This window comes from Pseudomonas sp. GW821-FHT04D07, assembly GCF_059420225.1.
Genome location: NZ_JBWKTH010000014.1, coordinates 105,214 through 117,358, shown reverse-complemented (window position 1 = coordinate 117,358; position 12,145 = coordinate 105,214). Strand labels below are relative to the sequence as shown.

At 63.4% G+C, this 12,145-nt stretch carries 9 protein-coding genes; 2 read left to right on the top strand and 7 right to left on the bottom strand.

Going from position 1 to position 12,145, the window contains the following annotated elements:
* Positions 1-307: 307 nt before the first annotated feature.
* On the bottom strand, positions 308-652 hold the full coding sequence (locus AC07T0_RS17975) for a YciI family protein (RefSeq protein ID WP_495002475.1): 345 nt from the start codon (positions 650-652) through the stop codon (positions 308-310).
* A 199-nt stretch (positions 653-851) separates the two neighbouring features.
* Between AC07T0_RS17975 and AC07T0_RS17970 the strand changes: the two genes are divergently transcribed.
* Both AC07T0_RS17970 and AC07T0_RS17965 read left to right on the top strand, forming a co-directional pair.
* The gene (locus AC07T0_RS17970; protein ID WP_495002474.1) at positions 852-1,337 is read left to right on the top strand and encodes a GNAT family N-acetyltransferase; all 486 of its coding nucleotides are present in this window, start codon (positions 852-854) and stop codon (positions 1,335-1,337) included.
* 455 nt (positions 1,338-1,792) lie between these two features.
* Entirely contained in the window at positions 1,793-2,746 is a 954-nt protein-coding gene (locus AC07T0_RS17965; RefSeq protein ID WP_495002473.1) for a hemolysin, read from the top strand.
* A gap of 66 nt (positions 2,747-2,812) precedes the next feature.
* Here AC07T0_RS17965 and AC07T0_RS17960 read toward each other — a convergent pair whose 3' ends face one another.
* The 6 genes from AC07T0_RS17960 to kdpA form a co-directional block, all read right to left on the bottom strand.
* Positions 2,813-3,541 carry a class I SAM-dependent methyltransferase gene (locus AC07T0_RS17960; protein ID WP_495002472.1) on the bottom strand — a complete coding sequence of 243 codons (729 nt, stop codon included), beginning with the start codon at positions 3,539-3,541 and terminating at the stop codon, positions 2,813-2,815.
* 458 nt (positions 3,542-3,999) lie between these two features.
* On the bottom strand, positions 4,000-4,692 hold the full coding sequence (locus AC07T0_RS17955) for a response regulator (protein WP_495002471.1): 693 nt from the start codon (positions 4,690-4,692) through the stop codon (positions 4,000-4,002).
* Positions 4,689-7,382 (bottom strand): DUF4118 domain-containing protein, encoded by a 2,694-nt coding sequence (locus AC07T0_RS17950; RefSeq protein ID WP_495002470.1) that lies wholly within the window; start codon positions 7,380-7,382, stop codon positions 4,689-4,691. The genes AC07T0_RS17955 and AC07T0_RS17950 overlap by 4 nt, the downstream gene beginning before the upstream one ends.
* A gap of 144 nt (positions 7,383-7,526) precedes the next feature.
* Complete coding sequence (gene kdpB, locus AC07T0_RS17945; protein WP_495002508.1) at positions 7,527-9,593, bottom strand: potassium-transporting ATPase subunit KdpB; 2,067 nt, start codon at positions 9,591-9,593, stop codon at positions 7,527-7,529.
* 20 nt (positions 9,594-9,613) lie between these two features.
* Positions 9,614-10,303, bottom strand: coding sequence for a potassium-transporting ATPase subunit KdpC (gene kdpC, locus AC07T0_RS17940; protein ID WP_495002469.1), 690 nt, complete (start codon positions 10,301-10,303; stop codon positions 9,614-9,616).
* A 10-nt stretch (positions 10,304-10,313) separates the two neighbouring features.
* Positions 10,314-12,020 carry a potassium-transporting ATPase subunit KdpA gene (gene kdpA, locus AC07T0_RS17935; RefSeq protein ID WP_495002468.1) on the bottom strand — a complete coding sequence of 569 codons (1,707 nt, stop codon included), beginning with the start codon at positions 12,018-12,020 and terminating at the stop codon, positions 10,314-10,316.
* Between the last annotated feature and the right edge of the window lie 125 nt (positions 12,021-12,145).

The following is a 12,145-nucleotide window of genomic DNA, read 5'->3' as shown; positions in this document are numbered from 1 at the left end:
GACCAGCAAGGCCAGGCGATCGAGACTCTCGCCCCAGCCCTGATAAAACCCCATCTGCTCGTGCGCCACCTTTTCCGCCGCCGCCCCGTGCAAACGCCCGGGCGGTATATGCTCACTCCATGGGGGCCCCACCATTGGCTCAGCAAACGGGGTTCGGTCCAGGCCCGAAAGACCGAGTTGCGCGGCGCCTTGATCAGGTGACTGATGGACAACTCATGTTCGGCTCCCGCAAGGGGTAGCGGTTGGTGGTTCATCTTCAGGCTCCTTTTATTATTCTTATAGTTGCCGTTTGAAAGCGCTCGCTCCCTCAGAGATTCAGCGCCCGCACCGGCCGTACTTCCACGCTGCCCACTCGCGCGGCGGGGATATGCCCGGCGATCTGCAAGGCTTCGTTCAGGTCTCGGGCCTCCACCAGGTAGAACCCGGCCAGTTGTTCCTTGGTTTCAGCAAATGGCCCGTCGACGATCGACAGCTTGCCGCCGCGCATGCGCACCGTGGTGGCGGTGCTCACCGACTCCAGCGGCTCGGCGGCGAGCATTCGGCCACTGGCCCGGATCGACTCGGCGTAGGCCAGGCACTCGGGGTCCTGGGGACTCTCGGGATGGGAATGCAGCAGCTCCTCATTACTGTAGATCAGGCACAGGTATTTCATGGAATGTCTCCAGGGCGGTCGAACAACTATGGCTGCTGTTTCGCGCTTTGGCGAAGGCCGCCGACGATCAGCAGAAGTACGAATAGTCGTCTGGAAGTGAGTGAAATCGACAGACGCAAAAAGTCGCAGGAAAAAATAATATCGCGGCCGTCAAAGCCGATAGAATCCACTTCCGCCGTCAGAAAAAAGACCAGCAACCGTGAGAATATCCACGAATCCCCGGTTGGCCCGCTACGACGACCTGAGCGCCCTTCAGCGAGAGCAGCTTGTGGGTCTTGAGGTGCACCCTGAACAGCTGCGATTTTGCGGCGATATCCAGGCGGCGCTGCACTTCCTGCCCCGCGCCCCCCATGACGGCGTGCTCGGTTTCGTCCTGCTCGCCAACGAGATGCCGGTGGCCTTTCTGTTGCTCAAGCGCCATCCCTTCGTCCCGCACTGGGCCGCCGCCGGCAGCGCCACCCTGCATGCCCTGCAGGTCGATAAACAGGCCCAGGGCCGAGGTTTCGGCGCGGCCTGCCTGCAAGCCCTGCCCGAAGCGGCACGCCGGGCCTGGCCTCAGGTCCGTGAATTACTCTTGTCAGTAGGAACCGATAACCAGGCGGCGATGAACCTTTACCTGAAACAGGGTTGGGTCGATACCGGCGAAGCCTATCGCGGCGAACGACGATTGACCCTGACACTTTAAAGTTCCGGGTGGCCATAAGTATGAGATCAGTCAGTCATTAACAGTAAAACTTGATCGCTGGGCAAACTCGTCTTCCAGTTATTAAATCAATCACGTCGCTACTTCACCAGGAAGCCAGCGCGTCGCTACTTGATAAAGCGTTATTTAATCCAGGTAGCCATTTAATAAACTGAAAGGACTCAATACCCATGGATGCACAAAGTCGAACCTCAAACAATCCGCCAAAAAACTCGCCCTCCGCGGCTATCGAGCGATCCGATAGTCCCGGAAGACCCGATCTGGAATTTGGTGAACACCGTGATGGCCTGGTTATCTTTTCAGAGGCGGGCCCTGGTTTTGTCGGCCCATCGTTATTATGGCCCGATGGCCGTCATCGGTTTATCGGCGTACATGAAGACCGGCCGGAAAGTATCACTCTGGCCAACTTCACCGCAGACGGCTTTTACCATCTGGACTTGGCCCAACCGCTCGGAAGTTCCAGCCGAAGACTGATCAAGGCCGTCGTCGACGAAGACGACAAGTTCCTCTTGCTGGGCCACTTTCGCTCCGGCGAACAGGCCTTTTGCGCCCGCCTCACTGAAAGCGGCGCCCCGGACCCCGATTTCGGCGATAACGGCCAGGTTACCCTGCCTTACACGGCGCCCTGGATCGGCTATGGTCGCAGGCTCGCCCTGCAACCCGCGGACGGTTTTATCGTCCTGGCCCTCAGGAACAGCGCCGTGGGCGAGCCGGAACGCGATGTGATCGTGCGTCTCGACCGCAGTGGCAGTTTTGACCTGCGCTTCGGCACCTGCGGCGTGGTCACGGCACCGGAACCGAACATCGCCTTCGAGGCGGTTCAGGTCCAGGCCGATGGCAAGCTGATCGTGGCCGGCAGACGGGGTCGCAAGGCCATGCTGATGCGCTACGGAACCACTGGCCTGCCGGACAAGACCTTCGGTTGCGCCGGCTATCTGGAACTGGAGCCGGCCCGTGACGGCAACGCCGCGTTTTTCGATATCGCCGTGCAGCCCGACCAGAAGATCGTCGTCAGCGGCTCCGCGGATCTCTCCCACAACATCGCCCTGCTCACCCGAGTCACAGCCGACGGCAAGCTGGACACCACGTTCAACGCCGGGGTGCCCTGGGAACTGCCGGAACTGGATATCGCCTTCGCCCTCACGGTGCAGGAGGACGGGAAAATCGTCAGCACCGGTCATATCAACAGCGGCAGCCGCTGCTGGCTGATGCGCCACCTGAGCAACGGCGAGCTCGACCCCGACTTTGGCGACAACGGGATCAGCCGCGTGATCAACATCTCCGGTAGCACCAGCTATCTCTCCCACCTCGAACTGCAGCCTGATGGCAAGATCCTGATCTCCGGACGCTACGCCACCCATTCGGCGGTGATTCGCTGTCACGGCAACTGAGCCCCAGCCGGTAACACCGCCCCAGCAGGAGCATCAACCAGCGGCTCCTGCTGGGGAGAGCAACGCTCATATCGGCTGCGTGGCGCCCCTCGATGCCACCCAGGCGCCCCAGAACAAGCTGGAGAAGAACCGCGTCGCGGTGCCGAACCCGGCCCCCTCAAGCAAGCGCTGAACCGCCGCCTCCGAGTGCGGCGGATCGGCACCCTGGAGGATCTTGCCGAGCTTGGCGCGCACGGCGTCGGCGCTCGCCCCCTGCTGACGCCAGCGCTCGCCCCAGGCCGCCAACAACAGCGGCTGGCTGGCATAGGCCTGATGGTTGCCCGCGACAATCAACGGGGCGCCTGGTTTGAGCCGGGCGGCGATCGCCTTGAGGATGTCATGCTTGGCTTGATCGCCGGGCAGGTGATGCAAGACCCCGATCAGGGTCGCGGCATCATAGGGCGGCTCGTCCGTCAGTTCCTCGAGCGTGCCGAGGAATACCCGCGTGCGCTCCAACAACCCCTGTGCCTGGAGGCTGGCCTGCGCCAACTCAAGCATCGGGGCCGAGGGGTCGACCGCGGTAAACCGCCAAAGCGGTTCAAGCAGCCCCGCCGTAAGGATTTCCTGGGCGGTACCGCCGGCGCCCACCACCAGGATCCTCGCCTCACGCCCGCTGCCCAGGCTGGCAGCCAGCATGCAGGCGACCAACTCGTGACAGGCGTCATAACCAGCCAGGGCAATGCGGCTTTGCTCGGCGTATTCGCCAGCACGGGAAATATCGAACTTTCGAGCAGAATCCGGGTGTTCGGACGACATGGGTGTTCTCTCTTCGCCAGGGACTTCAACCCAAGGTAGTCGTACCGTAAAAATAAATAAAATTCACGTTTTTAATGCAAGGCATTCCTTGAAGGAATACAAAAAACACCGATGGTTCCATGAACCATGCGTGCCAAGCCTGCCCCCTGATCGAACACCGACGATAACGTGAAGCCACCGCGAATGGCCGCAGGAAGGCGACTGCAGCCCACTTCGTATCCGCCCCATATTGTTGCGCGAACACCCCGTAAAGCTTTCATATAGTCGATGTCATTTGCCCGGAATTTCGACTATTTCTCTGCAGGTCGCCGCCTGATGCGGTGTTTTCCGGAGACCTGCCATGACCCATATCCAAATCGGCCTGCTTATGCTGTTGGGCATCTGCGCGTTCGGCGTGATCACCCTCTACCTCGACTTCTGGCGTGCGGCCAAGGTGCAACGGGAGAACAAATAAGCCGTCACAGACCGACCAGGCGATAGCCCACCTGCAGTTCGGTGATCAGGTGCTGCGGCTGCGCCGGGTCGGCTTCGAGTTTTTGCCGCAGATGCGCCATATGCACCCGCAGGTAATGGGCGCGATCGGCATAGTCCAGCCCCCAGACATCCAGCAGTAACTGTCGGTGAGTCAGTACCCGCCCCTGCCCCCGGATCAACGCGCTCAACAGGCGAAACTCGATCGGTGTCAGGTGCACGCCCTCGCTGCCACGGCGCACCTCATGGGTTGCCAGATCAACCTCGACCGCACCGAAGCGCACCTTGCTGCTCACCGCCGCCGTGCCGCTTTGTACCTGCCGCCGCAGTTGCGCGCGAATACGCGCGAGCAGTTCGGGAACACCAAACGGCTTGACCAGATAGTCATCGGCCCCGGCATCCAGCGCGGCGACTTTTTCATCTTCGCGATCACGGGCCGACAACACCAGGATCGGTACGCTCATCCAGCCACGCAGCTCGCTGATCAGGTCTTTGCCGTCACCGTCGGGCAGGCCCAGGTCGACAATCACCAGGTCCGGCTGACGGCTCGCCGCGTCGATCAGCGCGCGCTTGCTGCTATCGGCCTCGAAGACCTGGAAGCCTTCGTCCTGCAAGGCGATACCGATGAAACGGCGGATATTGGCTTCATCCTCGACAATCAGGATACGGGTGCTGGTCATAAGGTTTCCATGGACGGCGGTTGACCCGCCGGTAAGCTGATAACAAAACAAAGGCCGTTCGGCGCCCGTGGCCGCGCGACAATCCGCCCTCCGTGGGCTTCGACAATCCGCCGGACCAGCGCCAGCCCCAGGCCGATACCGGACACCGCCGACTCTTGCCGGCCACGGCTGAAGGCTTCGAACAGTTGCTCCGGGGCAATACCGGACGGGCAGCCCGGGCCACTGTCGGCGACCTCGAGGACAATCTGTCGATCGACCTGGCTCGCGGTGATCTCGATCGGCGTATTCGCCGGGGTATATTTCGCCGCGTTGTCCAGCAGGTTGACCAACACCCGCTCGATCAGCAGTGCATCGATCTCCACCAGAGGCAGATCCACCGGCAACAGCGCCCGCACCGGGTGTCGGGCGAGGGGCTCACGCAATTGGCGCAAGGCGCTGCCGACCACTTCTTCCAGCGAATGCCACTGTCGATTGAGGCGCACCCCATGCTCCTGCAGGCGCGCCATGTCCAGCAGGTTTTCGATCAGACGCTGCATCGCGCAGGCCTGATCGTGAATCCCGCTCAACAAGCCACTGACCAATTCGTCGCGCACATGGGGCGCGGCTGCATCAGCGGCCCCGATAATGCTGGTCAAGGGCGTGCGCAGGTCATGGGAAATGGCCGCGAGCAAGGTATTGCGCATCCGCTCACCTTCCATCTGCACCAGGGTGCTTTGCGCCACTTCGACGAAATGCACCCGCTCCAGCGCAATCGCCAACTGGCTCATGCAGGCTTCCAGCAGACGCCGCTCATCGGGGTCCTTCAGACGTTCGGAATCATTCAGGTCGAGAACCAACACACCACGCACACGCATCGGCGCCTTGAGCGCAAAGTAGCAACCCGGTGCGGCAGCCAGGGTGTCACTGCCCTGCCCGGCCGGACGCCCCTGTTCGTAGGTCCACTGGGCGATGCTTTCATCCACTGGGAAGACACTGCCGAGCATAGTGCTGACCCGGTCGTTGGCATCGGGCAATGCCAGGCCGGCCCGGGCTTCGAACACGCCGCTGAAAGTGCGCAGCGCCACCGCGCCGAGCTGCTCGACGGTCAAGGCGGCGGACAGGTCGCGGGCCAACAACGCCAGCGAGGTCGCCCGGCGTTCCCGGGCAGCGGCCGTGCGTGCCTCGTGGCGCAGGCGCGCGGTCAGTTGCCCGGTGATCAGGGCAATGCCCAGCATCAAGGCGAAGGTGAAGAAGTACTGGGTGTCGTTGACGGTAAACGACAGTACCGGCTGGACGAAGAAAAAATCGAAACACAACACCGCCAGCATCGCCGCCCAGACACCCGGCCCGCGCCCCAGGCGCAGCGCCACCAGCACCACCGTCAGCAGGAACAGCATGACCACGTTGGCCGGGTCGAAGACTTGCAGCAACAACGCCGCCACCGCCGTGGCGGCGAAACAAGCCAGGCTCGCCCACAGGTAGGCCAGGCCCCTGCCCGGCGCCAGTCGCGGTTCCGCTTCCGGCCGGGACGGCGCCGTGCGCGGCAGCTCGCCATGGGCAATCACAATCTGGTCAATCTGCGGATGATGGCGACTGATCCGGTCGCTGACCGTCTGATGCCAGAACTGCCAGACCCGGCGTGGCCGATGGCCGAGCAACAGGCGGTTGGCATTGCGCTCACGGGCACAGGCCACCAGGGTTTCGGCGACATCGATGCCCGCCAGGATCGCGGTATCGGCACCGAACTCGGCGGCCAGGGCCAGGGTTTTCACCGCCGCCGCGCGCCGCCGCAGGGCCATGCCGCCGGTCGAGGCCGACTCGACATGCACCACGACCCAGTCGGCTTCGAGCTTCTGCGCCAGGCGCGCGGCTTCCCGCACCAGGCGTTCATCCGAGGGTGCGCCGGCGATCCCCACCAGCAAACGCTCACGGGCGGCCCACAAGGTGTCGATGGAACGCTCGCGGCGATAGACACGCATTTGCGCATCGACCCGATCGGCCGTGCGGCGCAGGGCCAATTCGCGCAACGCCAGCAGATTGCCTTTGCGAAAGAAGTGCCGCGATGCCCGCTCGGCGTGTGGGCCCTGGTAGACCTTGCCGTCCTTGAGGCGCTGCAACAGTTCGTCGGGGGCCAGGTCGATCAGCACCACCTCATGGGCACTGTCGAATACATGGTCGGGGACAGTTTCCCGCACACGGGTGCCGATGATGCCGCTGACCAGGTCGTTGAGGCTTTCCAGGTGCTGGACGTTCAGGCTGGTCCAGACCTCGATCCCGGCCCGCAGCAGCTCTTCGATATCTTGCCAGCGCTTGGGGTGGCGTGAGCCAGGGACATTGCTATGCGCCAGTTCGTCCACCAGCAGCACCGCCGGACGACGGACCAGGGCCGCATCGAGATCGAACTCCGACAACATGCTATCGCCATGGGCCAGGCGATGGAGCGGCAGTTGCTCCAGGCCGGCGAGCAAGGCGGCCGTGTCACCACGGCCGTGGGTTTCGATCAGCCCGGCGACCAGGTCGCGGCCCTGGGCCCGCTCACGGTGGGCGGCTTGGAGCATGGCGCAGGTTTTCCCGACCCCGGCGTTCGAGCCGAAATAGATGCGCAAACGGCCGCGCTGGGCGGCCTTCTCGTCTGCTTGCAGTTGCTCCAGCAGCGCATCCGGATCGGGTCGACCGTCGCGGCTGGTGCGGGAGAGGTCATTCAAATCCATGTCATTCCTTGTACAGACCGCCATCTTCGGCAGTGGGAGCCGGCTTGCCGGCGATGGGACCCGCGAGCCTTGCGACGCCCATCCGCGCGCCATCGCCGGCAAGCCGGCTCCTACAGGATCTGCAGCGCGTTCAAGATCCGCTGCCTAGACCACGCCCACGCCGACCAGCAGCATATCGATCAGTTTGATCCCGGCAAACGGCACCAGCACCCCGCCCAGTCCATAGATCAGCAGGTTGCGATTGAGCAGCGCCGCCGCGCCAATGGCCCGGTAGGCTACGCCCTTGAGCGCCAGCGGGATCAGAAACACGATGATCAGGGCATTGAAGATCACCGCGCTGAGGATCGCCGAGTTCGGGCTGCCGAGGTGCATCACGTTCAAGGCGCCGAGCTGCGGATAAGTCGCCACGAACGCCGCCGGCACAATAGCAAAATACTTCGCCACATCGTTGGCCACGCTGAAGGTGGTCAGCGCGCCACGGGTCATCAGCATCTGCTTGCCGACCTCGACCACCTCGATCAGCTTGGTCGGATTGCTGTCCAGGTCGACCATGTTCCCGGCTTCCTTGGCCGCCTGGGTCCCGCTGTTCATCGCCACCGCCACGTCAGCCTGAGCCAGCGCCGGGGCGTCGTTGGTGCCATCGCCGGTCATGGCCACCAGCTTGCCCTGAGCCTGGTAGTCGCGGATCAGTTGCAGCTTGTCTTCCGGCCGGGCCTCGGCCAGGTAGTCATCGACCCCGGCTTCCACGGCAATGGCCGCGGCGGTCAATGGATTGTCGCCGGTGATCATCACGGTCTTGATGCCCATCCGGCGCAACTCGCCGAAGCGTTCCTTGATGCCGGCCTTGACCACGTCCTTGAGTTCGATCACCCCCAGGGCCCGCGCGCCATCAGCCACCACCAGCGGTGTGCTGCCACGCCGCGAAACTTCATCCACCCGCGCTTGCAAGGCCTGCGGGAAACCACCGCCCAGCGCCTCGACATGCCGGCGAATCGCATCGGCGGCACCCTTGCGGATCATCCGCCCATCCGTCAGGTCGACGCCGCTCATGCGGGTCTGGGCGCTGAACGCGACGAAACTGGCATCCAGTCTTTCCAGATCCGCCTCGCCGAATTCGAACTTCTGTCGTGCCAACAGCACGATGCTACGCCCCTCCGGCGTTTCGTCGGCCAGGGACGCCAGTTGCGCCGCCTCGGCCAGTTCCCGCTCTTTCATACCCGGCGCCGGCAGGAAGGCACTGGCCTGGCGATTGCCGAGGGTGATGGTGCCGGTCTTGTCCAACAGCAGCACGTCGACATCACCCGCCGCCTCCACCGCACGGCCGGAGGTGGCGATCACATTGGCCGCCATCATCCGGCTCATGCCCGCCACGCCGATGGCCGAGAGCAGGCCACCGATGGTGGTGGGAATCAGGCACACCAGCAGGGCCACCAGCACCGTTGCGCTGACCACACTGCCGCTGCCACTCATCAGCACGGCGAAGATCGAATACGGGCTGAGGGTGACGATCACCAGCAGGAACAAGGCCGTCAGTCCCACCAGCAGAATGGTCAGGGCCACTTCGTTGGGGGTCTTCTGACGCTTGGCCGACTCGACCATGGAAATCATTCGGTCGAGAAAGGATTCGCCGGGATTGACGCTGATACGCACCACCAGCCAGTCCGAGAGCACCCGGGTACCGCCGGTCACCGAGGAAAAGTCGCCCCCGGCTTCACGGATCACCGGGGCCGATTCGCCGGTGATCGCGCTTTCATCCACCGACGCCACACCTTCGATGACGAGGCCATCGAGGGGCACCAGATCGCCGGCCTCGATCAGCACCACGGCGTCCTTGCGCAACTCACTGGCCGCCATCGGCAACCATTGCGCGCCATAACGCGGTTTTTGCAGGACCTTGGCCAGGGTCTGGCGCTTCATCCCACGCAAGCTCGCCGCCTGGGCCCGGCTACGACCTTCGGCGAGGGCCTCGGCGAAGTTGGCGAACAGCACGGTGAACCACAGCCACAAGCAGATACTCAGGATAAAACCACTGGGGGCCTCGCCCTGGCCACCCCAGGACTGCAACCACAGCAAAGTGGTGAGCAGACTGCCCAGGTACACCACAAACATCACCGGGTTTTTCCATTGGGCCTGGGGCATCAATTTCCTGAAGGCATCCACAGCAGCCGCCAGCAACAGCTCGCGGTCAAACAACGGCAAACGGGCTTTCATGTCACTCATGATCGATTCTCTTACTCAGTGACGGCGACAGGGGGCTGGCCGGGTGTCGCCAGGGCATCCAGCGCCAGGTTGAGTTGCAGCACATTGACCCGCGGCTCACCGAGCAGGCCGAAGGTGCGCGCCTCGGTCGACGCCCGGACCAAGATCAGCAGGGCGTCTTCGGACAGTTGTCGCAGCGGTGCGACGCGGCGGGCCTGGATCAGCGCGTTGGCCACTGAAATATGCGGGTCCAGCCCGGAAGCCGAAGCCGTCACCGCGTCGACCGGTACCGGCGCTTGCGGGTCCAGGCCGTTCAAGGTTCGATAGGCCTCGGCCCGTTCCTTGACCACGTCGAGCTGACGCTGGCTGGTCGGGCCCAGGTTGCTGGCCCCGCTGAGGCCGGCGTTGTAGGGCGTGGTAACGGTCTTGCTGGCGTCGTTCGGATCGACGCTCTGGGTCACGCTGGGGCGGGCCTGGAAATACTCCGGGCGGCTGAACGCCTGGCCGATCAGCGCCGAGCCGACCACCTGACCGTCGCGCTCCAGCAGGCTGCCCTGGGCCTGGAACGGAAACAGCAGGTTGGCCGCCAGGGTGGTGAGCGCCGGATAGGCCTGCCCGGTCAACAACATGAAAAACACCGAGGACATCAGCACCGGGCGCCACAGGCCACGGAACAGCCCTTGAGTTACCGCCAGCGGCGGCGTGGAAATACGCGTAGTCATGCAATCATCCTCACTTGTAGGTCTGGCCGGAGAGCAGTTGCAGTTGCTCGACCACAGGCCCCAGCGCGAGCGCCGGCAGGAAGGTCAAGCCACCGACCACCAGCACCACGAACACCACCAGGAACATGAACAGCGGCGTGGCGGTGGGAATGGTCCCGGCACCGGCCGGGGTGGTCTTTTTCAAGGCCAGGGAGCCGGCCACGGCGAGCATCGGCAACAGGGTGAAGAAACGCCCGAGCAACATCGCCAGGCCGATGGTGGTGTTGAAGAACGGCGTGTTGGCGTTCAGCCCGGCGAACGCCGAACCGTTGTTCGCGGTACCGGAGGTGTAGGCGTAGAGCACCTCGCTGAAACCGTGCGGCCCGACGTTATTCAGGCTGTCCAGGGTCGCAGGCCAGAGCGCGGCCAAGGCGGTGAAACCGAGGATGCAGATCGGATGCGCAAGCACCGAGAGCATCACCAGTTTCATCTCTCGGGCTTCGATGCGCTTGCCGAGGAACTCGGGGGTGCGACCGATCATCATGCCCACCAGGAACACCGTCAGCAGGGCGTACTGGATCAGGTTGATAAAGCCCACGCCGTCGCCGCCGAACACACAGTTGAGCATCATCTGCGCCATGGGCACGAAGCCACCCATGGGCATCAGCGAGTCATGCATGGCGTTGACCGAGCCGGTGGTGGCGCCGGTGGTGGTGGCGATGAACAGGCTGGTGTCGGCGATGCCGAAACGCAGCTCCTTGCCTTCCATGTTGCCGCCGCTCTGGGTCGCGGACAGCAGTTGGTCGACGCCCAGCTGGGTTAGCAGCGGATTGCCACCCTGCTCGGCAAAATAGACCACCGCGAGAAAGCCGATGAACATCACCAGGAAGGTGCCGAAGAACACCCAGCCCTGACGCCGCCGGGCCAACCGGCTGCCGAAGGCGTAGGTCAGTGCCGAGGGGATTAGCAACATGCTGAAGATATGCAGGATGTTGGTCAGGGGCGTCGGGTTCTCGAACGGGTGCGCGGCGTTCATGCTGAAAAAGCCGCCGCCGTTGGTGCCGATATGCTTGATCGACTCGAAGCTCGCCACCGCACCGACGATCAGTTGTTGCCGGGTGCCTTCAAGAGTGGTCGCCAGGGCCTGGGACTCGAAGGTCTGCGGCATGCCCTGCCAGACATAGACCAGCGCCATGACGAAGCACAACGGCAACATCACCCGGTAGAGGATGCGGGTGAAGTCCACCCAGTAGTTACCGATATCCGTCGCACTGGCCCGGCTCAAGCCGCGAATAAAACCAGCGGCGGCCACCACCCCGGAGGTGGCGCCGGCGAACATCAGGAAGGTGATCACCGCCATCTGGCTGAAGTTGGACAAACTGGTTTCACCCGAATAAGCCTGCCAGTTGGTATTGGTAATAAACGAGGCGGCGGTGTTGAACGCCAGGTCCGGGGTCTGGGCGGCCAGGCCCAGCGGGTTGATCGGCATCGATGCCTGCCCGCGCAACAGCAGGTAGCCGAGCAGCATCATCGCGCCGTTGGACAACAACAGCGCCGAGCCGTAGCGGGCCCAGCCCATGGTTTCCCGCGGATCGACGCCCAGCAGGCGATAGGTCAGGCGTTCCGGCAGCGCATGGGCGGGGTGGCAAAACACCCGGCTCAGCCAGCGCCCCATCAAGACGGCGAGCCCGGTCATCAGACCCAGGACCAGCGCAAATTCCAGCAGTACGGTCAACATGTGGAGGCTCCGTTCAAAGCTTGTTCAAGGCGACAATGAACAAGGCTGTCGCGCCGAAAAACACCAGGGTCGCGCCCAGGAAAATCAGGTCGTACATGGTTGGGTTCCTTGTTCGATACGGTTCT